The organism is Ensifer sp. SL37 (genome assembly GCF_026672675.1).
Classification (GTDB): Bacteria; Pseudomonadota; Alphaproteobacteria; order Rhizobiales; family Rhizobiaceae; genus Ensifer; species Ensifer adhaerens.
Genome location: NZ_JAPPRN010000007.1, coordinates 1,152,468 through 1,172,760 on the forward strand (window position 1 = coordinate 1,152,468; position 20,293 = coordinate 1,172,760).

16 protein-coding genes and 3 pseudogenes are annotated in these 20,293 nt (G+C 60.6%); 11 read left to right on the plus strand and 8 right to left on the minus strand.

The genetic code is table 11. The features are described 5' to 3' along the window. Positions 1 to 63: 63 nt before the first annotated feature. The 4 genes and pseudogenes from OVA00_RS37630 to OVA00_RS37645 form a co-directional block, all read left to right on the plus strand. Positions 64 to 807, plus strand: a pseudogene (locus tag OVA00_RS37630) (NAD(P)/FAD-dependent oxidoreductase); the annotation flags it as partial. A gap of 397 nt (positions 808 to 1,204) precedes the next feature. Further along, positions 1,205 to 2,251, plus strand: a complete 1,047-nt coding sequence (locus OVA00_RS37635) for a glutathione synthetase (protein WP_029742886.1) — start codon at positions 1,205 to 1,207, stop codon at positions 2,249 to 2,251. 129 nt (positions 2,252 to 2,380) lie between these two features. Then, positions 2,381 to 2,629, plus strand: a complete 249-nt coding sequence (locus OVA00_RS37640; protein WP_034796515.1) for a hypothetical protein — start codon at positions 2,381 to 2,383, stop codon at positions 2,627 to 2,629. Positions 2,630 to 2,788: 159 nt separating this feature from the next. Beyond that, positions 2,789 to 3,286, plus strand: a complete 498-nt coding sequence (locus OVA00_RS37645) for a hypothetical protein (protein ID WP_034796517.1) — start codon at positions 2,789 to 2,791, stop codon at positions 3,284 to 3,286. 82 nt (positions 3,287 to 3,368) lie between these two features. Here the strand turns inward: OVA00_RS37645 and OVA00_RS37650 are convergent, their stop codons facing one another. After that, a complete protein-coding gene (locus tag OVA00_RS37650) occupies positions 3,369 to 4,661 on the minus strand; it encodes a DUF763 domain-containing protein (protein WP_268090941.1) in 1,293 nt (430 codons plus the stop codon). 161 nt (positions 4,662 to 4,822) lie between these two features. Here OVA00_RS37650 and OVA00_RS37655 point away from each other — a divergent pair. Then, a pseudogene (locus OVA00_RS37655) lies at positions 4,823 to 6,159 on the plus strand (PQQ-dependent sugar dehydrogenase). Between the two features lie 23 nt (positions 6,160 to 6,182). Here the strand turns inward: OVA00_RS37655 and OVA00_RS37660 are convergent. The 4 genes from OVA00_RS37660 to OVA00_RS37675 form a co-directional block, all read right to left on the minus strand. Then, positions 6,183 to 6,908 carry a hypothetical protein gene (locus tag OVA00_RS37660; RefSeq protein WP_326494164.1) on the minus strand — a complete coding sequence of 242 codons (726 nt, stop codon included), beginning with the start codon at positions 6,906 to 6,908 and terminating at the stop codon, positions 6,183 to 6,185. 383 nt (positions 6,909 to 7,291) lie between these two features. Further along, entirely contained in the window at positions 7,292 to 8,116 is an 825-nt protein-coding gene (locus OVA00_RS37665) for a phosphotransferase family protein (protein ID WP_268090944.1), read from the minus strand. A 480-nt stretch (positions 8,117 to 8,596) separates the two neighbouring features. Further along, on the minus strand, positions 8,597 to 9,844 hold the full coding sequence (locus OVA00_RS37670; protein ID WP_034796329.1) for an MFS transporter: 1,248 nt from the start codon (positions 9,842 to 9,844) through the stop codon (positions 8,597 to 8,599). Between the two features lie 15 nt (positions 9,845 to 9,859). Beyond that, positions 9,860 to 11,269: an amidase gene (locus tag OVA00_RS37675; RefSeq protein WP_268090945.1), complete on the minus strand. Its 1,410-nt coding sequence runs from the start codon at positions 11,267 to 11,269 to the stop codon at positions 9,860 to 9,862. A 171-nt stretch (positions 11,270 to 11,440) separates the two neighbouring features. Here OVA00_RS37675 and gcvA point away from each other — a divergent pair, with 171 nt between their 5' ends. Beyond that, entirely contained in the window at positions 11,441 to 12,373 is a 933-nt protein-coding gene (gcvA, locus tag OVA00_RS37680; protein ID WP_060517993.1) for a transcriptional regulator GcvA, read from the plus strand. A gap of 361 nt (positions 12,374 to 12,734) precedes the next feature. On the opposite strand, the gene OVA00_RS37685 is transcribed toward gcvA, so the two are convergent. Further along, entirely contained in the window at positions 12,735 to 13,160 is a 426-nt protein-coding gene (locus OVA00_RS37685) for a DUF4168 domain-containing protein (RefSeq protein WP_268090947.1), read from the minus strand. A gap of 409 nt (positions 13,161 to 13,569) precedes the next feature. Between OVA00_RS37685 and OVA00_RS40220 the strand changes: the two are divergent. Further along, positions 13,570 to 13,803: pseudogene (locus OVA00_RS40220) on the plus strand (aldehyde dehydrogenase family protein); the annotation flags it as partial. A 56-nt stretch (positions 13,804 to 13,859) separates the two neighbouring features. Here OVA00_RS40220 and OVA00_RS37690 read toward each other — a convergent pair. Together OVA00_RS37690 and OVA00_RS37695 are read right to left on the minus strand one after the other, a co-directional pair. Then, positions 13,860 to 14,312: a DUF2721 domain-containing protein gene (locus tag OVA00_RS37690; RefSeq protein WP_034796355.1), complete on the minus strand. Its 453-nt coding sequence runs from the start codon at positions 14,310 to 14,312 to the stop codon at positions 13,860 to 13,862. Positions 14,313 to 14,471: 159 nt separating this feature from the next. Then, a complete protein-coding gene (locus tag OVA00_RS37695) occupies positions 14,472 to 15,305 on the minus strand; it encodes an alpha/beta hydrolase (RefSeq protein WP_060530164.1) in 834 nt (277 codons plus the stop codon). A 326-nt stretch (positions 15,306 to 15,631) separates the two neighbouring features. Here OVA00_RS37695 and OVA00_RS37700 point away from each other — a divergent pair, with 326 nt between their 5' ends. The 4 genes from OVA00_RS37700 (at position 15,632) to OVA00_RS37715 (ending at position 20,289) form a co-directional block, all read left to right on the plus strand. Further along, entirely contained in the window at positions 15,632 to 17,251 is a 1,620-nt protein-coding gene (locus tag OVA00_RS37700) for a benzoate-CoA ligase family protein (RefSeq protein ID WP_060603501.1), read from the plus strand. Between the two features lie 4 nt (positions 17,252 to 17,255). Beyond that, on the plus strand, positions 17,256 to 18,092 hold the full coding sequence (gene kynA / locus OVA00_RS37705; RefSeq protein WP_060580767.1) for a tryptophan 2,3-dioxygenase: 837 nt from the start codon (positions 17,256 to 17,258) through the stop codon (positions 18,090 to 18,092). Between the two features lie 42 nt (positions 18,093 to 18,134). Then, entirely contained in the window at positions 18,135 to 19,274 is a 1,140-nt protein-coding gene (locus OVA00_RS37710) for an ABC transporter substrate-binding protein (RefSeq protein WP_060518003.1), read from the plus strand. Between the two features lie 94 nt (positions 19,275 to 19,368). Further along, complete coding sequence (locus OVA00_RS37715; RefSeq protein ID WP_034796285.1) at positions 19,369 to 20,289, plus strand: branched-chain amino acid ABC transporter permease; 921 nt, start codon at positions 19,369 to 19,371, stop codon at positions 20,287 to 20,289. The last annotated feature ends 4 nt before the right edge of the window (positions 20,290 to 20,293 follow it).

The following is a 20,293-nucleotide window of genomic DNA, read 5'->3' on the forward strand; positions in this document are numbered from 1 at the left end:
ACATTACTCCTACCCACTTAGCTAAGTGGGGGAGCATGTCCGGGCCTTTCGGGGGCTAATTCAGGCGTCGACGTCACGATGATCCAGCGCTCGACGACCCATATCGTCAAGTCCGACACGCTGATGGATATCGGCCTCGGTGGGCTTTATTCGGAACAGGCGCTGGCCAACGGCGTAACGACGGGCAAGGCGGATCTCATCTTCGCGTCGCTTCCCTACCGGATCATGCACGAGTTCCAGATCCCGCTTTACGACAAGATGCGCGAGCGCGACGCCGATTTCTACGCGGCGCTGGAAAAGGCGGGCTTCCAACTCGATTGGGGCGCGGATGGCTCAGGTCTCTTCATGAAGTACCTGCGCCGCGGGTCCGGATACTACATCGATATCGGCGCGTCGCAGCTGATCATCGACGGCAAGGTGAAGCTTGCCGCAGGACAGGTGGAAGAGATCACCGAAACCTCGATAAAACTGGCTGACGGCAAGGAGATCCCGGCCGACGTCATCGTCTATGCGACGGGCTACGGCTCGATGAATGGCTGGGTCGCCGATCTCATCGACCAGGAGACAGCCGACAGGGTCGGCAAGGTCTGGGGACTTGGCTCCGATACGCCGAAGGACCCCGGCCCCTGGGAGGGCGAGCAGCGCAACATGTGGAAGCCCACGCAACAGGATGCCCTGTGGTTCCATGGTGGTAACTTGCACCAATCGCGCCATTATTCGCAGTACCTGTCACTGCAACTGAAGGCACGATTGGAGGGTATTCAGACGCCGGTTTACGGTCTGCAAAGCGTCCATCACAAGCGCTGAACCATTTAAGAGGCAGAGGGAGCTTGAGCGCCCTCTGCCTGTCGGTCGTGTCCGCGTGCAGGCACCCCAGTGCGGCTGTGTGCCATGCGGACATAGCCAGGAGATTGACGCTGAGCCCGCACTTAATCCTCGTCCGAGACTTGCCAGACCCTCCGGTCCGAACATTAGAGACATCACCTAGCTGGAACCCTGGCCATCGGGTTAGGGCGCATCTGCGGAGACAATCAAGACTGACAGGAACCAGTAGCAGCGAGGAGCGTTAATGCAACGGATCCTTCATGTCGTCTTCAGGTTGGGTCCAACGCGAGCCCCACACGCTTCGGGCCCCTAAAGTCGCCTTCGGGGCCATTGTACCGGGTGTGGCCGGTTGCACCCTTGTCTTAAGCCAGGAGCTCCCATGCGCATCGCCTTCCTTGTCAACGCGATCGAAACCGAAAGGCCATCCTATACGACAACATCCTTGGCGCTTGCTGCGCTTGCTCGTGGCCATGAGGTCCTCTACATCACGCCGGGTGATTTCATACTTGGGCCCGACGACGCATTGATGATCCGGGCGGCACATCTTGGCGACGCACGCCCCAAGAAGTCCGAAACACTGCTACGCGCTTTGATCGCGCCCGAACAGCAAAGAGCCCTTGTCAATGTTGAAGAGGTGGATGTTCTGTTCTTACGGAACGATCCGTCGCTGGATGCCGATACTCGCCCCTGGGCCGCGCATGCGGGTGCAAATTTTGGTCGGCTTGCCGCAGAAAGAGGCACGATCGTCGTCAACGACCCATGTGGTCTGGCCTTGGCGCAAGACAAGCTTTACTTCCAGGATTTCCCGGCCATCGTTCGTCCGACCACTTTGATTTCCAAGGACATCGAGGAGATCAGGGCGTTTATCGACGATCATTCAGACGGCGTAATCATCAAACCGCTACAGGGATCTGGCGGCAAGAACGTTTTTCGGGTCGGAAGCAGCACCGAATCCAACCTCAATCAAATCATCGATGCGGTGGGTGAGGTCGGCTATCTCATTGCGCAATGTTACCTTCCGAAGGCGTCGGAAGGAGATACCAGATTGTTTCTCATGAACGGGCGACCTTTGCAGCGCGGCGACGTCTACGCTGCGTTCAGGCGCGTTCCCGCGAAGGGAGACGTGCGCTCCAATATTCACGCGCGTGGGACGCCAAAACGGGCGCATGTGACAAAGGAAATGCTGGCGATCGCCGAGACCTTGCGCCCGAAGCTTGTCGAAGATGGCATGTTCCTGGTCGGCCTCGACATCGTCGGCGACAAGCTGCTTGAGATAAACGTGTTCACGCCCGGTGGTCTCCAGACCATTCGTGAACTCTACGACGTCGACTTCTGCGAGGACATCCTCGAGTCGCTGGAGAACAAAATTGCGACCAGGAAGACGTATCAAGGAGCGTTGAACAACCGGATCTTGTCGACCCACTAGGACTTTGCCGAAGAACTCTGGGCACAAGGTCGCTAGCAAATTGGTGCTTTAAAAAAGATCTTTCCAAGGATTCGGAACCGATGGCGCTGTCCTCGGTTTCTCCTGCATACGCGATAGGAGAAGAAGGCGATGGCCAAAGACGACGATCTAAAAGCCGGCTTTACCGGCACACCCGAAGAACCTCTCGCTGGCGTTCGCAAAGCTGCGCAGACAGCCACCGAAGCAGTGAAGAGAGAGACGAGCGCTGTCGCGACTGCCGCAGCAGATCATCCTCACACCGCGACCACTCTCGGATTGCTGATCGGCGCCCTCGCCTTTACCATCGGCTACGTCGTGGGACGGTCATCGGTCGATACCGGGCGGGGATACTGGCGATAGATCCGCCAGCCGGCGAAGCTGATGTTCGCCGCCGCCTCTCAAATCACGATAACTCCCTCGTTACCATGAATTTAGGCGCCGCTAATATCTATTGACTATAGCGTGCACTATGCAAGGCTGAAAGCTCTTGATTGTGTCGTGACGCTGTAGGGTTTCTTCATGTTCTTGGTCCGCACCGATCTCGATGTCGCCATCACACGATGGCGCGAGATCATCTTGACTTCCTTGCCGTGGGACCAACTTGGCGGCTACGTTGCGTTGCGCAAGCATGATTTGACAATCGAACTTCACAACCTCGATGAGGATAGCGATCTGCTCGTCTTTGCCACCGATGGCGAAGTTCTGGCCAGCCGGTTCCGTTCAGCTTATCCCTTTGTGGTGACATACGGGAGGAATCCCGGCTACCCGCTGGAATACCTGGTCTGGCTTTCATTCCACATGCAAGCGAACTTCGATCGGTTGGGTGTCCTGGAGATGAGCGCGACTTACGAGGACGAAGAGGGCGACATCGAAAGCATGTCTGCCATGGCGATGGGCTTCTCGCGTCAGGCCGACCTTGACGACTTTATAGCGCGGTTCGACGGCAAGGACCTGAGCCAGGATTTGTTGTTCGGCTATGACGCTTATCTATTGGAGGTGGGAGAGAAGATCGGCTAAGGCATCCTTCCCCAAGGAATATCTCGCTCCCGCCCCTCGACTGAAGCTCATCTCGCTGAACCAGCGCCGGCCACTCGATTTTCTAGCGTGCCTGACGGTGAGCGTTCGCCGGCGTCGGTTCCAGCGACTTCTGCTCGGCCGATCCGCCAGTCTCCTCCCATCCAAACACACTGCGACCGCCCCATTCGGGCGAGTGGCGAAACTCTCCGGCAACAATTTCCTTGAGGTCCGGGCCGGTGGCGTATCTTTCGAGCTGCCGTGCCTGGTCGTCAAGACGCTTCAGCGCCTCCAGTTCCTCGCCAAGTCCGAGCCGCGCTTTCGTCACGGCCGATCGCATGACCGCGATCGTGTGGTCGTACACCTTGAGGGGCACGGGAAACGGATGGCGGTCCTTGCCACCGTGCGCAAGCGAAAACCGGGCCGGATCGGCGAAACGGCAAGGCGCGCCATGAACGACTTCAGCCACCATCGCGAGCGCGTTGACCGTGCGGGCACCGACGCCCGGAACCATCAAAAGCTGCTCGAAATCTTCCGGCCCGCGATCGGCAGCCGCAGAAAGTGTCGCATGCAGCCGTCGCATGTTGACGTTTTCCTCCCGTACGTCGTGATGTGCCGGCATCACGAGATGTGGGAGCAACGGCTGATCGGCCTCCTTCGGTTTAACCTTCGGATCCATAGCGACGACTTCCCGGACAATTCGGTCAGGCCCAAGCGATGCCAAAAGCTCAAGCTGCCCGTGGCGTGATGCGGCAGCCCGTCTGTCTGCGAGATTGACGATTTCCCCCTGACCTTTTCCCTCGATCGCGGCATGGGGAGAGTCGACGAAGCTGGAAACGCCCTCCGACAACCAATGATAGCGCCGGGCCTGGCGTTTATCGCCGTTCATGCCTTGCTGTACCACCACCCATTTGCCATCGTCAGCGACGATGAAACCGTGCAGGTAGAGGTCGAAGCCGTCCTGGACCGCGGCACTATCGACCTTTGCAACAAGCCGGCTGGTGGCCGCAAGGCCGGCACCATCGATGCCGACGCGGTTGCCGATGGCGATCAGTTCGTCTGGCGTCTGCCGCGAATGTCGTCCGCGACCGCCGCAGACGCTTATCCCGAGATCCCGCGAACGAGGAGCGAGACCGCGCTTGAGAGCGCCGATGACGCTGGTGGTGATGCCGGATGAGTGCCAATCCATGCCCATGACGCAGCCGAAGGACTGGAACCAGAAAGGATGGGCCAGACGGCGCAGAAACTCGTCACGGCCGTATTCGATGACGATGGCTTCGGCGATGATCGTCCCGAGCTTCGTCATGCGATCGCCGAGCCACGGGGGAACCCTGCCGCCATGAAGAGGGAGATCTGCACTTCCAGCTCGCTGAACCATTCGTGTCTTATAGGCCGCTTACAGGCATTGTGACAGGGGAAAGTTCTTCAAACGTTCCTACCGCCGGGAACAAGTCGCAACCCTTGCTGTTTTGTGGTTGGAATGTTGCGAGGCGCCGTTGCGTCACGATGAGATGGGCCAATCCCTGCGGAGGCCTTCCAATGCAAAACCGTTTCCCGTGTGCGGCAGTCGTCATCCTCCTAACCGCAGCTTTACTGGCGGGTTGCGCCAACGTCTCAGCCAGGCAGACAGCGAGCAACACCGGCAAGGTTGGATACGGTTCGGATCCGGTTCTGCCAAAACCACGCCCAACCGTGATCCCGACGGTCAACATCGCCGATGCGACCGGGTGGCGGGGCGGAGAACATCCACTCGCTGCCAAAGGATTGAAGGTCAACGCCTTTGCGACGAATTTGGACCATCCGCGCTGGCTGCGCGTCCTTCCCAACGGTGACGTTCTGGTGGCCGAAAGCAATGCTCCGGCCAAACACGACGAGGGCTTCAGCCTGAAGAAGGTCTTCATGAGCGCGGCCATGAAGCGCGCTGGCGCCGCCACACCAAGCGCAAACAGGATCACGCTGCTTCGCGACACCGATGGCGACGGGGTGGCCGACCTGCGGACCACGTTCGCCGAAGGTCTCAACTCGCCTTTCGGCATGACGCTGTCGCGGGGCAAGCTCTATGTCGCCAACACCGACGCTCTCGTCGCCTTCCCCTATTCGAACGGACAGACCCGGATCACGGCGCCGCCGCAAAAGATCGCGGATCTACCGGCCGGCGATCTCAATCACCATTGGACCAAGGATGTGATCGCAAGCCCGGACGGCCGCAAGCTCTACGTTACGGTCGGCTCCAACAGCAATGTTGCCGAAAACGGCATGGCCGTCGAACGGCACCGTGCAGCCGTGCTCGAGATCGACAAGGCAAGCGGCCACATGCGCCCCTTCGCCTCGGGCCTGCGCAATCCCAACGGGCTCTCCTGGAACCCTCAGAATGGAAAGCTGTGGGTCGCGGTCAACGAACGCGACGAACTCGGTGACGATCTCGTCCCGGACTACATGACATCCGTGCGCGATGGCGCCTTCTATGGCTGGCCCTACAGCTACTTCGGCCAGAACGTCGACACCCGCGTCAGGCCGCAGCGTCCTGACCTCGTCGCAAGGGCCATCAAGCCCGACTACGCGCTGGGCGCCCACACGGCATCATTGGGACTGGTGTTCTCGAGGGGCTCGTCGCTCGGCCCCACCTATTCGAACGGCGCATTCGTTGGACAGCATGGCTCCTGGAACCGAAGCGTACCCAGCGGCTACAAGGTCATCTTCGTCCCGTTTTTGAATGGCAAGCCCAGCGGTACCGGCCAAAAGATGTCCTCACCGGGTTCGTCGGCAAAGGCGGCAGCGCCATGGGGCGCCCCGCCGGCGTGGCAATCGATAAGACTGGTAGTTTGCTGGTTGCCGACGATGTCGGCAATGTCGTGTGGCGTGTCAGCAGAGAATGACCTTTTGCCTGTTTCAAAAGCGATCAATGTGCATTTGGTCGTCCCGCGTCGGCAATCGCCCGATGAGAACGGGATGCCGCGCGCCGGCGCTCTTGAGTTCGGGCCTGTTTCCTGGAAACCCGCAATTCCTCCAGATCTGGAAGCCACCAGCCGCTGCAATGATCGGGACCGGTGCGTGCCGACCATACAGAGATCAATTCCGGTAGTGTTGTGGGCCGCCAGGAGGCCCAGACAAACTCCATCAGGCTATTGTTCATGAATGGATACGAGCAGGAGAAAGTTCGAGGAACAATCTCCTGTGAAATCCCGATGAATATTATGACGCCGTAGGTTTCAGTGGAGACGGCACGCCCGAGCCGCGGTGGAAAAACCGCAGGAACAGGATATCGCCGTCTTCTCCGTTCGACGCTGCGACTTCTCGCTTCCAATTCCTCGGCGGACCCCCGCGACGCAAGTCGGCGTTGCTTTCGTGCATCCGGTTCATTGCGGCGGGCGGCCGCTTCGATCACAGGCCACCGTTTCCGCAATTCCTCGTAGGAGCGGAACGGAACATGCCACGTCCTGGAATTGTCATCCCAACGCGCCCACGGCACCTGTCGCAATTCCTCAACGATGGTGCGGGAGAAAGGTGTCCGCAGGCAAAGGTCATCGCCTGCCTCCAGATACGGACTGCCGATGGGATCGAAGTCGTAAGCGTCCCTGCCCTTTGATTCACCGAACGGATCTCGTTCCGACAATTGGCCGTCCATCCATCTGGTAAACCGGCGGTCGGCAGTCTTGCCCGGAATAAACCAATTGCGCCTATCATCGCTCCATATGGCCCGGGGAAAAGCCCGTCGAAACTCTCCCAGCATGGTTCGGTCGTAGGGAAACGAAATATACGCACCGGGGCGATTTGATGGCTCACCCGACATTGCTTCGCGAACCCCTCCTCGTTCCGACACATTCTCCCGTCTCACTCAACGAATAGGCTTGGCCCGCTGTTCCCCGATTGCGCAAAAAAACGAGAGCCGAACGGCTTTTTTCGATGCTGTAAACCGAGGCGCGAAGTCCACATCGCGCCCAATGGCGGACATCGAACCGCGTTCGGATGAGGTGGGCCGAAGCAAATCCCGGTGAGAGGATGAGCGGACTACGCCGCAAAGGCGTGCACGCCCGCGCGGACTGTCTCCGGGTCACGGTTTTCGACGCCGTACAGAATGTCGAGAAGCGGAAAGGTCATTCGATAAAAACCCATACGATCCCTTGCCGCCGTGTCTGGGGAAAAGTGCGCGAGCACCAGGTCGACGAACGGGTCACCAAGCCCTGCCGCGAGGCTCGCAAAATCGTAAGCTGGGTCGCCGGGGCCGCAGCCGGAGAAATCGATGACGCCTGAAAGTCTGCCGCGATCGACGAGAATGTTTCCGGTCCCAAAATCCCCGTGAATAAGGCACTGCGGAAGCGCGTCGCAGGTCGCTAAAAAGTCGGAAAAGCGCTTCCGCAGACCGGTAACGACATCAGGCGAAAGCAGAGGAAAGGCCACTGCTTCGCATTGCGCCAAAAGGCCATTCCACTCGGATGAAGACGCCTCGGCAGGCTCGGCCTCCACGCTGTCGATGGGGAGCGAATGCAGAGCCTTTAGAAAGGCGGCAAGATCCGCGGCCAAAACCCTCTGTGCGCCTATCCTCAGGCCGGTCAGGTCCGAAAGCGATTCCCCCAAGATCTTGGCGTGCAGCGAGACGAATTGGCCGTCGATGCGGCGCACCTCAAGATCAGGTACCGGCACCGGGAGAAGCGGCCGCACCGCGCGAAGCGCCGCGGCTTCGCGCACCAGGTCGCGTTCAGCGCCGCAATGACGCGGCAATCGAAGGATCCTGCCGTCAAGCTCGTAGGCCACCGAGTTCTGCCCCGAGCCGATCAGGACAGCCGCAGGCTCGGATGGCAAGCCAAGTTCCGCAACGATCCTCTGAAGGGGCATCGCATCGGTACCGCCACGAGTGGCGTCGACTTCCCTCTCAACGGAGGCGGTCGCGATTGGCTCTAGGGATAGATCCTTCACTGCGTTCGTCCTTTGCAATCCCACCCGGCAGGCCCTGGCCGCACGTCTGAATTCTGTAGCCGCTATTCTTCGCGATGACGGCCGGAGACCGACACCGAGACGAAGTCCGTGGCCGACGGGCTGGCTGAAATACTACGCCCGCTAAAGGGGGGTGTTGGGCTCGTGCTCCTGGCACCTGCGCAACCGCCCCCTCACAAAGTATCGAGGCCCATTCTTCGGCCGGCTTCGATTGGGGCCATGCGTGACGGCAAGCGAAACGCGCAAGGGATGGAACGGCATTCGTTCCCTCACCCTCGACCATATCTCATTGGTTGTATCGTTAGTAATTTATCGCAAGCAATGCGAACGCATGGCAGCGATATCCAATTGCGAAACGGACGAAAAAACTGCACCGCCAGTTCAAAGCCCTTCCGCAGCCGTTCTTGATTTGAGACCGATGGTCACGATCGCCACAAGCGCGGCCACCGCGTTGGCGCCTCCGCTGATCGCAATGGCCGGGAAGTAACTGTGGCTGGCGTCGTAGATAAAGCCGGCGAGGCTCGGGCCGATCAGCGTGCCGATTGCGACGCTCGTGTAAAGAAGCCCGATGATCCCGCCCACATTGCGGCGGCCGAAATGATCGGCAACCACGGCCGGCAGCACCGCGACCCAGCCACCGTAGAACAATCCGAACAACAGAGCGAAGGCAACAAGGGCCAAAAGCCCGGTCGCAAAGGCCCAAACCGCAAGCGACACGGCGATGCCCGCGTACATTGCCGCCAGGAAAGTGTCGCGACCCAAACGATCGGCAAGCCCCCCAAGGCAGAAGCGCCCCGCCGTGCTCCCAACACCGATCGCGCTCAGGAGGAGAACGGCGACCGTCGGAGCGATCTGGTGATCGACTGCAAACGGGACGAGATGAACAAAGGGAACGAACACGCCGACTGCACTCAACAGGCATGCGACATACATGCCGACAAATTGCCGAGTCCGTATCGCATCCTTGACCGAAACGCCCTCCTTTGCTGCCGAATTCACGACGCCCGGTTCGACGAAGACTCCGTCCGGCCGAAGACCACGTCGCCCCGGATCGTTTTCGAGCAGCAATGCGGCGCCTATGCCGAAGGCCGCGGCCGCTCCACCGAGCACCAGATAGGCCTCTCTCCAGCCCAAAGCGGCGATCAACCAAGTCGCCAGCGGCGGCATGACAAGCGTGCCCAAGCCGATACCGCTGACCGCAAGACCCGATGCCAGGCCACGTCGCGCGACGAACCAGCGCTGAACGGCCCCAAGGGCCGGCACATAGGCACATCCCACGCCCAGACCTATTCCGAGCCCATAGGCGGCATAGACCTCGGCGATGGTGCGCGCCTGGCCCGCCAAGGCAAGGCCGAAGCCGACAAGCACCATGCCGACAAGGCAAAGCGATCTTGCTCCGAACCGATCCGCAAGGGGACCGGAAATCACGCCCAGGGCGAAGTACAAAAACCCTGCCAAAGAAAAAACAAGCGAAACGGAGCCACGCGATGCCCCGAGATCCTGCTGCAATACCTCGATGAAGGCGCTGAAGGTATAGGCGCTACCAAAACCTACGAATGTCAGCGTAAACGTCGCGGCGACGACGACCCATCCGTAGAAGATGCCTTGGCGCTGGCGGTGAGCGTTCATGATCGTTCGTCTCCGTCACCCTTTTCCCGGGTGTCTCTGGTGCCAAGCCGTATGCCCCTGGAATGCCGCTCCGGCGCGCACAAGGGTCAGTTCCTGGAACTGACCAGCCAGCAATTGAAGGCCGATCGGCATCTCGTCGTTTGCGACACCTGCAGGGAAAGTCAGTGCCGGATGGCCGCTCATATCGAGGGGGCAGGTATAGCGCTGCAGCCTAGCGATCAGATCCGGCTGCTCACCAAGTGTCGCGATGGCAGCGAGTGTCAGGGGAGCGAACGGCTGAACCGGGGTCAAAATCAGGTCGACGGATGCAAACAAGGCTTCGACGTCACGGCGGAAAATCGCGCGTCGCAGAAGGATCTGCCGATACTCCGCCTCCGAGACGGCTTTGCCCTTTTCAATGACGCCGGCAAGGATAGGCCCGTACAAGTCTTTGTTCGCAGCAAAGTCTCGCGCGTGAACGGCTGCCGCCTCCACGGCGCAGTTCGGCACCCAATCGGCAACGGCCTGGCTCACGTCCGGGAACCTGATCTCGACCATGTGCGCGCCAAGATCGGAAAAAACGTCCGAGGCAGCGGCGAGTGCGGCCTGTGTCTGAGTCTCCACGTCCTCGCTGTTCCAACGTGGATCAAAGCCTATCCGCAGACCGCCGACCCCGCTTCGCGAAGCGGAAGCGAAATCCGGCACCGGTTGCGCTGCCGCCGTCGGGTCCTTCGGATCACTTCCCGCGATGGCGGCAAGAATGATCCCCGCATCCATGGCGTTTCGCGCAATCGTACCGATGTGGTCAAGGGAGGGAGCGAGATCGAAAACGCCGTGCCGGCTGACGCGCCCCCATGTCGGTTTGAGGCCCGTGACACCATTTGCGGCCGCCGGCCAGCGGATCGAGCCGCCGGTGTCGGACGCGATCGCACCGAAACAAAGGCCCGCTGCCGCCGCGACAGCTGAACCGCTCGAGGAAATCCCGGTCCAGTAGTCCGCGTTCCATGGATTGACAGACGGGGTTATTGCCGGATGGTAGTCCGAATACGCTCCCTCGGTCATTTGCGTCTTGCCGATAATGATCGCGCCTGCTTGCCTGAGGCGTCTGACGACAGTGGCGTCTTCGTCCGGAACAAAATTGCCATGGACGAGTGTGCCAGCCCTGGTTGGCACGCCTTCGATCCAGCACAGGTCTTTGACGGCGATCGGAACGCCGTGCAGCGGGCCGCGATGGCGTCCAGCGGCGATTTCCTCATCCGCCACCTTCGCCTGTTCCAGCGCGCTTGCGTCCATCACCTGCGCATAGGCGTGGAGGTCCGGTTCCAGTCGCGCGATGCGCCGAAGCTGCGCCTCGGTGATCGCCAGCGAGGAAATGCTCCCTCTTTTGATTCTGTCTCCGATCTCCGTGAGGCTGAGCAAAGTGAAATCATCCGAAACTATCGTCATTCAATTTTTCCCGACTGCGGTGAGCGACATGCATTAGAAAATCTACTATCTTCAATCGCGCCTCCTGTTCCTCGTGAGGAGCGAGACAAGCACAGCTTAATGTGATAAAGCACGTCATACTCGGCCGACAAACCAGATTTAATCATCCCTATAACTTAGAAGATCTAAATCATGAGCCGCCACCTTCCCCCCCTCAATGCCCTGAAGGCTTTCGAGGCGGCCGCCCGCCATCTCTCGGTCAAAATGGCGGCCGACGAGCTTTGCGTCACTCCGGGCGCTGTCAGCCAGATGCTGAAATCGCTCGAGACACATCTTGGGGTGAAGCTGTTCGAACGAGTGACACGCGGCATCTATTTGACCGATGCGGGCCAGGACTATCTGCCAGCGGTCCGCAATGCCTTTCGCCAGATTGCCGAAGCCTCGCGACGCGTCATGGCCTCCAACGACAGCGGCATGCTGACAGTCAGCGTCACGCCATTCTTCGCATCGGCATGGCTCCTGCCGCGCATGCATTCCTTCCAGGAGATCAGCCCCGAAATCGATCTTCAAATCGTCGCAAGCAGCACCCTTGCCGATTTCTCCCGCGGCAGCGTCGATGTCGCGGTGCGTCATGGTGCCGGCCGCTATCCGGGCTTGCGCAGCGACCGCGTCGTAACTGTCGAGATGGTTGCCGTGGCAGCCCCTGATCTCGTCGATCGCCTCGGCGCCCCTCGATGCGCGGACGATCTCATCCGCTGGCCGCATGTCCATGATGCCGACCGCAAGGGATGGAGCCTTTGGTTCCAGGCAAATGGCGTGGAAGAGTTCCGTTCTCCCCGCGGTCCGTCGTTTGACGATAGCAGCCTTATTTTGAAGGCGATCCTGTCTGGCCATGGCGCAGGGTTGCTGCCCGCTGCAATGATTGCAGCGGAACTCGCCAGCGGTGAGTTGGTACAGCTCCTGGACGCAGCTTTGATAGACGAGTTTGCCTATTACCTGGTGTGTCCCGAGCATGCCCAGAACAATCCAAAGATTGCGACCTTCCGGGATTGGATACTCAATGCGGAGAAGACGCAGCTGGCCGAAACGTCCGGCAAGGCTCAGAAAAGCCTCCATCCTGGCTGATGCGCTGCGGATCCCGACCGTGACAGACTCAGCATCCTGATCGATGGCGATGTCTCTGAGCCTCGAAGGACGATGCATCGGAATTACGCCAGAAGTGCTCGAGCGCGAGACTACAGCACTCGCCGGAATTCTTGCCAGGCGCCCGAACTGGCGCGCTCATTGCCGGTTTCAGCGAGATAGATCGCGAACTGGTCGTAGTGATAGTCAAAGGACAACAGGGAAGCGGAGGAGGATAATCAGGCGATCTTGAAGCGCTGGACCTTGGTCAGGCAGATCGGCGAAGATCCATTTCGTAGCGGGTAGCCCGCACCTGGTGCGGGCTACCCATTTGTCTCTGTCAAACTGGTTGCGTCCAAGCCGGTTATTGCTGTGTCGGAGCGGTGTCTTGGAGTTTTGCCTGAACCTTCTTGGCGACTGCCGGATCACTCTGTGCAGCTGTAAGGATTGCCGAATACTCTTCGATCGAAATGGCCGGTGAGGCTTGTACCGCCTCGACCATTTTCTTGCTGGCTTCGGTCTCCAAGTCCTTCTTCGCCGTTGCATCCGACGTTGCTTCTATCTTGGCGGAATATTCCTGCCTGACCTTGTCGACCTGAAGATAGGCAACCGCGAAGGCCTCGATTTTCTGGTCGCTGATCGCAGCGTCCGGGCCCTTGCTGCCAGCCTGGCCCTGCGTCGGCTGGGTCGTTTCGGCCTGAGCGATCTCAAGGGCGGATGCGGGACTGACGACCATGAAGCTAAAGACTGCCGCCGCGAGCGACGCGACGGGTTTGTAACCGGTGATCATATTCATTCCTCTCTGATGCGCATGACGTGATCAGGAGCGACACTGACTTTCAATCGCCCCTAAGGTCGGCCGGATACCGAATGCGCCGCGACGATGGAACGTTGGAATGGGCTCGATGCGGCCGTATCGGGGCCATTTGCTGACCATTCCACGGCAGCTTTACGGCTCACCCGACGGCTCCGGTCCCACACTTTCTCCCGGTCCCGGACCGACTACTTCTTCCCCACCCGTTCGCGCCGGACCCGGCGCGTCAGATTGAACGCGTCATGGCCGGCACCGGAAACGATGTCGCGATGGGAGAGTTGACGCTCTCTCGCGCTTGCTCTAACGGCCCCGATCAAATCGCGATCGAAAGCGATCCCCGGCGAGTGCCACGTCAGACGCCCCTGAAGATCGATCGCGCCATGGCAACGCCGCCGACATCGACGTCGCCTGCGATATCGCGGCCACGCGGTTTCGACAGGGTGTCTGTTCGCGCATGCCGCTCCGGCGGCGGACAGACGTCCTCATCCGTTTTTCCGAATTGATCGCCGAGAGCCGTGACATCCTGGCGGTGCTCGATACGATGGAGATGGGCAAGCCGATCGCCAAAATGGGTGCGAAGAACCGGGACCGATGCCGGTCGCCAAGATCGAGTACGTAGTCAACGAGGCGCAGGCGACGGTTGAATTCGCCTGAAAGCTGACGGCGGCACCGGCATCAGTCGCCGCCCGACGCTGCCTGATCCATGCGCATCTGGCGCAGCATGTTCCGCCCGGCGATCAGCATCTCGAACAGGAAAGCCAACAGCGACCCGATGAGCGAGACGATCGCGCCGCCGAAAAACCAGAAAAGGTTCTCCTCGCGAAACCCGAAGGCAAGCGCGCCGGCGAGCAGATTGAGAATGGCGCAGCCCGTGCAGATCGCCGCGAAAGTCCCCAGCGCAACGGCGATCTCGAGCGCCAGCGTCCGCCGGCGCAGATAGTCAAGCTGCATCCGCCGCGCGTCGTTCTGCTCGTATTTCTCCCCGATCTCGTTGACGCGATCGGACACCCTGCCAAGCCGGGAGGCATAGACACTGACAAAGCCGGCAGTGCCGGCGAGAAGAAAGACGGGCGCCAGCGAGGTTTGGACGATCGAAGCGAGATCGATGACGGTCGACGGCGTCTCCATGCTTGCCTTCATTTTGCGTCGCTCGCTTCCGGCGAGACCGGGAGGAGCACTCTAGTCAGTTTTGACGGATATAGTAGCGATACAAACACCGAGATATGGCGCAGATAGAAGCGCTTCATACCCTTATCAAGGGAATACGGGAGCGACCCAGCCCGACGTTCACACGCCCAACAGTAACGTCCGCACCAGGGGATGCTTGGCGTCGGCAAGGCCGTCGACGACGTTGAAGTGGTGCCGGTCCGGCTCCGCGACAGCAGCCGTCGTTGCACCCAATCCGGTCCAGATATTGGCAAGAAGCGCGTTCTGACGCAGGAACTCCGCACGCTCGCCGCCTCCGACCCAGCAGGTGATGCGGGCGTCTGGCATCGGCCGCAGCAGTGCCGGGCTCTGTGAAAGTGCCTCGGCCTCGTCGATCGCGAGCTTCTCGTTCATGGCCGTCGACATGATCGGGCGCAGGTCATGCACGCCGGAGATCGAGACGACGTTGCGGATCCGGCCCTGGACATCAGGCGAAAGCGGCGCGGTCGTCGTGATCATTCGGCTGACGAGGTGGCCGCCGGCCGAATGGCCGGTCAGCATCAAGGGACCCTCGACGCGTTTCGATGCCTCGCTTATAGCGGCGGCGACCTCTTCGACGATCCCGGCAATGCGAATCTTTGGGCAGAGCGTGTAGGACGGCATCGCGACGGCATAGCCGCGCTCCACTGCTCCGGCCGCCAGGTGCGACCAGAAGCTCTTGTCGAGCTGTAGCCAGTACCCGCCGTGGACGAAGACCACCAGGCCCTTGGGCGAACCGTCGGGAAGAAAGAGATCCATGCGGTTCCTCGGCCGATCGCCATAGGCCAGGTCGAGTTTGGCGCGTCCGGCGCTCAAGAGGGCGTTGCGGAACGCCTCGGCCGGTTTGACCCAGGCTTCCGGCCAGCGATCGCCGCGCGCGATGTTCGAGCCGTTCGCATAGGCGTCGTCCCAGTCGGAAATGCGGTGTTCCAGCATCGATTTCATCCTCCCTTTGATGTCTCCTCACAGATAGCAATCGCCTGCCCCACCGGGAAAGGCAATGCCGGTCGAAAAAAACTTTAGGCTTGAAATAATTTTGGACTGGTGCGATGCTGCCCCATGTTCAGCCGAGAAGTGGAGGTCTCGCTGTGCCTATCGCCATAACTGGAGTCGCGTCGCCGACGGCCCGTGTCACTTTGAATAGTGCCGCGACGCTTGCCGCTTGTCCGCAGACCAGGGCTTTGAACCACCGCAAGACTTTCAGCCGGCTTTGAACAATGCCTGGGCAACAGGCACGAACGAAATTAGGGAACAGCCGCCACATGCTTGGACCGACTTCGCACGTCGATACGTTCACCCGCGACCATCTTCCGCCACAGGAAGAATGGCCGGAGTTTCTTCTCGAAGGTTTTGACTACCCGGATCACCTCAACGCCGCCGTCGAATTGACGGACGCCATGGTTGCCAAGGGTTTCGGCGATCATACCGCGTTGATCGGCAATGGCCGCCGCCGGACTTACAAGGAACTGTCCGATTGGACCAACCGTCTCGCCCACGCGCTGGTTGAGAATTACGGTGTGAAGCCCGGGCACCGCGTGCTCATCCGCTCCGCCAACAATCCGGCCATGGTCGCCTGCTGGCTGGCGGCCACCAAGGCCGGCGCCGTCGTCGTCAACACCATGCCGATGCTCCGGGCCGGGGAACTCGCCAAGATCGTCGACAAGGCCGAAGTCAGCCTGGCGCTTTGCGACACGCGGCTGATGGAAGAAATGATCGTCTGCGCCAAGGACAGCCGCTTCCTGAAGCAGGTCGTGAGTTTCGACGGGACCGCGAACCACGACGCCGAACTCGACCGCATTGCGCTCGACAAATCAGTGGTCTTCGAGGCGGTGCATACCGGTCGCGACGATGTGGCGTTGCTCGGTTTCACCTCTGGCACGACGGGGATTCCGAAGGCGACCATGCACTTTCACCGCGATCTCCTGGCGATCGCCGACGGCTATGCCCGCGAAGTGCTCGGGGTCACGCCCGACGATATCTTCGTCGGCTCGCCGCCGCTCGCATTCACCTTTGGCCTTGGCGGCCTTGCGATCTTCCCCTTGCGCTTTGGAGCCGCAGCGACACTGCTCGAGCATGCGACGCCGGCCAACATGGTGGAGATCATCGAGAAGTACAAAGCGACGATCTCGTTTACCGCCCCCACCGCCTATCGGGCAATGATGAAGGCGATGGATAACGGCGCCGATCTTTCATCACTGCGCGTCGCGATCTCGGCGGGCGAGACCCTGCCCGGTCCGGTCTTCGAGGAGTGGACGGCCAAGACCGGCAAGCCGATCCTCGACGGGATCGGCGCGACCGAGATGCTGCATATCTTCATTTCCAACCGCTTCGAGGACCGCAAGCCCGCCTCGACCGGAAAGCCGGTCGGCGGCTACGAAGCGCGGATCGTCGATGACGACATGCAGGAAGTCCCCCGCGGCACGATCGGCAGGCTTGCGGTGCGTGGCCCGACCGGCTGCCGCTACATGGCCGACAGCCGACAGCGCGACTATGTGCGCGACGGCTGGAACCTGACCGGCGATGCCTTCTATCAGGACGAGGACGGCTTCTTCCATTTCGCCGCCCGTTCGGACGACATGATCATCACCGCCGGCTACAACATCGCCGGCCCCGAGGTCGAAGCCGCCCTGATTTCCCACCCGGAGGTCGCAGAATGCGCCGTCGTCGGTGCGCCCGATCAGGAACGCGGCCAGATTGTCGAAGCCTATGTCGTTCTGATATCTGGCGTGTCGGCAGACGACGCAACGATCAAGCGTCTGCAGGATCATGTGAAGGCGACGATCGCGCCTTACAAATATCCGCGATCGGTAAAGTTCCTGGACAACCTGCCGAAAACAGCCACGGGCAAGATCCAGCGGTTCCGATTGCGGTCGGAGAACTGAAAACATGAGCAAATCATACGACCCTTCGAAAGAAGGCGCCCAGATGTCGTTCGAGGGACGCATGTCCTATAGCGACTACCTGATGCTGGAAAAGGTACTGGATGCGCAGGAGCCGCTTTCCAAAGCCCATGACGAGATGCTGTTCATCATCCAGCATCAGACGTCCGAGCTCTGGATGAAGCTCGCGCTGCACGAGATCAACGCGGCGGTCCGCTCGATCCGCGACGACCGGCTGGAGCCCGCATTCAAGATGCTGACGCGCGTCGCCCGCATCTTCGAGCAGCTGAACAGCGCCTGGGATGTGCTGCGAACGATGACCCCCAGCGAATACACCACGTTCCGTGAATCGCTCGGCCAATCCTCCGGCTTCCAGTCCTGGCAGTACCGGGCGATCGAGTTCCTCGCCGGCAACCGCAATGTCGCGATGCTCGGGCCGCATGCGCACCGCCCCGACATCATGGAAAAGCTGGAAGCGATCCTGGCAGCGCCGTCGCTCTACGACGAGGCGATCCGGCTTCTTTCGCGCAACGGTTTCGATGTCGGCGCGGAGGCGGACAAGAGCGATTTCCGCGAGACGCGCACGGAAAGCGAAAAGGTCTTCGCCGCCTGGCAGATCGTCTACCGCGATCCCGAGCGCTATTGGATGCTCTACGAGCTCGCCGAGAAACTGGTCGATTTCGAGGACTACTTCCGTCGCTGGCGCTTCAACCACGTCACGACCGTCGAGCGCATCATCGGCATGAAACGCGGAACCGGGGGCACATCCGGCGCGTCCTATCTGAAAAAGATGCTCGAAGTGGAACTTTTCCCCGAGCTCTGGCACGTGCGCACGGGTCTCTGATAGAACACAACCCAAAAGGGAACCAACAAAGAGGAGAACAGCATGAACCGCATTCTGGCAGCAGGCCTTCTTGGCCTTTCACTTGCAACGTCAAGCCTTGCCCATGCCGAGCCGGTGAAGATCGGCGTCATCACCACGCTGTCGGGCGGCGGCGCCGGCCTCGGCATCGATATGCGCGACGCCTTCACGCTGGCGATCAAGCAGTCGGGCAACAAGGACGTGGAACTGGTGATCGAGGACGATGCCCAGAAGCCGGAACTTGCGGTGCAGATCGCCGAGAAGATGATCCAGGGCGACAAGGTCGACCTGATGACGGGCATCATCTGGTCGAACCTTGCGATGGCCGTCGTGCCGAACACGGTGGCACAGGACGTGATCTATCTGTCGCCGAACGCCGGTCCCTCGGCACTTGCCGGTGCGAACTGCAATGCGAACTATTTCAACGTCGCCTACCAGAACGACAATTTCCATGAGGCGATGGGGCAATACGCCAACAAGGATTACAAGAACGCCTTCATCCTCGCCCCCAACTATCCGGCCGGCAAGGACGCGCTGACCGGCTTCAAGCGCTATTACAAGGGCGCGCTTGCCGGCGAGATCTACACGCAGGTCGGGCAGACGGACTACGCTGCCGAAATCGCCCAGATCCGCGCCTCGGGTGCCGACACCGTCTACTTCTTCCTGCCCGGCGGCATGGGCATCGCCTTCATGAAGCAATATGCCCAGTCGGGTGTGAACATCCCCGTCATGGGCCCGGGCTTCTCCTTTAGCCAGGACGTCCTGCCGGCGATCGGCGACGCGGCGCTTGGCGTCAAGAACTCGGCGACCTGGTCGAAGGACCTCGACAACGAGGCCAACAAGAAGTTCGTCGAAGCCTTCAAGGCCGAGTACAAGCGCCTGCCCTCGATCTACGCGGCGCAGAGCTGGGATACCGCAAACCTGATCCTCGCCGCGCTGTCCAAGGCAAGCGTCAAAGACAAGGACGCCTTCCGCGCAGCACTTAAGGCAGCAGACTTCCAGTCGGTGCGCGGCAAATTCGTCTTCAACAACAACAACCACCCGATCCAGAACATCTACGTCCGCGAGGTGGTGAAGGAAGCCGACGGCGTGCTCACCAACAAGATTATCGCCACCGCCTTCGAAGACCACAAGGACGCCTACGCCGAGAAGTGCAGCATGTAGTGCCCTGCACCTGTCGTTGCCCGGGTGCGCGGCCTTGATGCCGCCATCCGGTCGATGATCCATGTCCTCCTGACATCAAGCTTGGACCGGTCTCTTGTTCACCGCACTTCTGATCGAACAACTGCTCAACGGGCTCCAGCTCGGTGTGATGCTGTTTCTGATGGCCGCCGGCCTGACCCTGATTTTCGGGGTCATGGGCCTCATCAACCTGGCGCACGGCTCACTGTATATGATCGGCGCGTTTGCCTGCGCCACGGTCGCAGCCGCCACCGGCTCCTTCTGGATCGGCCTCATCGCCAGCCTTGCAGCTGCAGCTGGTGTCGGCGCGATCATCGAGGTCGCCGTCATCCGCAGGCTCTACGACCGCGATCATCTCGATCAGGTCCTTGCGACCTTCGCCCTGATCCTGATCCTGTCGGAAGGCGCCCGCTGGCTCTTCGGCTCCTTCCCGCTCTATCTCGACATTCCCCCCTTGCTCCAGGGTGCCGTACCGCTGCCGGGCGGCGGCCAGTACCAGCTCTACCGCCTGGCGATCATCGGCGTCGGCATTGCCGTTGCGATCGGCCTCTATCTGTTGATCTCCAGAACCCGGCTCGGCATGCGCATCCGGGCGGGCGAGTCCGATCGAGAGATGATCGGAGCGCTCGGTGTCGACATCGGCACGCTCTATACGGTCGTCTTCGCACTCGGTGCAGCGCTTGCCGGGCTTGCCGGCGCGTTGGTGGGCGCATTGCAATCGGTGCAGGTCGGCATGGGCGAACCGGTCCTCATCCTCGCCTTCGTCGTCATCGTCATTGGCGGTATCGGCTCGATCAAGGGGGCACTGGTCGGCGCTGTCATCGTCGGTGTCGTCGACACGATGGGCCGTTTCCTGCTCCCATCGCTTCTGGCACTCACCATGCCCGCATCGCAGGCGACCACGATCGGGGCGGCGCTCGCCTCGATGCTGATCTACGTCGTCATGGCCCTTATCCTCGCCTTCAGGCCGAGTGGCCTGTTTTCGGCACAGTCGTGAGGCC

Excerpts from the sequence above, each read along its gene's own strand:
- OVA00_RS37635 (WP_029742886.1), top strand. The coding sequence starts at position 1,205 with ATGCGCATCGCCTTCCTTGTCAACGCGATCGAAACCGAAAGGCCATCC.
- OVA00_RS37640 (WP_034796515.1), top strand. The coding sequence starts at position 2,381 with ATGGCCAAAGACGACGATCTAAAAGCCGGCTTTACCGGCACACCCGAA.
- OVA00_RS37645 (WP_034796517.1), top strand. The coding sequence starts at position 2,789 with ATGTTCTTGGTCCGCACCGATCTCGATGTCGCCATCACACGATGGCGC.
- OVA00_RS37650 (WP_268090941.1), bottom strand. The coding sequence starts at position 4,661 with ATGGTTCAGCGAGCTGGAAGTGCAGATCTCCCTCTTCATGGCGGCAGG.
- OVA00_RS37660 (WP_326494164.1), bottom strand. The coding sequence starts at position 6,908 with ATGGACGGCCAATTGTCGGAACGAGATCCGTTCGGTGAATCAAAGGGC.
- OVA00_RS37665 (WP_268090944.1), bottom strand. The coding sequence starts at position 8,116 with ATGCCCCTTCAGAGGATCGTTGCGGAACTTGGCTTGCCATCCGAGCCT.
- OVA00_RS37670 (WP_034796329.1), bottom strand. The coding sequence starts at position 9,844 with ATGAACGCTCACCGCCAGCGCCAAGGCATCTTCTACGGATGGGTCGTC.
- OVA00_RS37675 (WP_268090945.1), bottom strand. The coding sequence starts at position 11,269 with ATGACGATAGTTTCGGATGATTTCACTTTGCTCAGCCTCACGGAGATC.
- gcvA (WP_060517993.1), top strand. The coding sequence starts at position 11,441 with ATGAGCCGCCACCTTCCCCCCCTCAATGCCCTGAAGGCTTTCGAGGCG.
- OVA00_RS37685 (WP_268090947.1), bottom strand. The coding sequence starts at position 13,160 with ATGATCACCGGTTACAAACCCGTCGCGTCGCTCGCGGCGGCAGTCTTT.
- OVA00_RS37690 (WP_034796355.1), bottom strand. The coding sequence starts at position 14,312 with ATGGAGACGCCGTCGACCGTCATCGATCTCGCTTCGATCGTCCAAACC.
- OVA00_RS37695 (WP_060530164.1), bottom strand. The coding sequence starts at position 15,305 with ATGCTGGAACACCGCATTTCCGACTGGGACGACGCCTATGCGAACGGC.
- OVA00_RS37700 (WP_060603501.1), top strand. The coding sequence starts at position 15,632 with ATGCTTGGACCGACTTCGCACGTCGATACGTTCACCCGCGACCATCTT.
- kynA (WP_060580767.1), top strand. The coding sequence starts at position 17,256 with ATGAGCAAATCATACGACCCTTCGAAAGAAGGCGCCCAGATGTCGTTC.
- OVA00_RS37710 (WP_060518003.1), top strand. The coding sequence starts at position 18,135 with ATGAACCGCATTCTGGCAGCAGGCCTTCTTGGCCTTTCACTTGCAACG.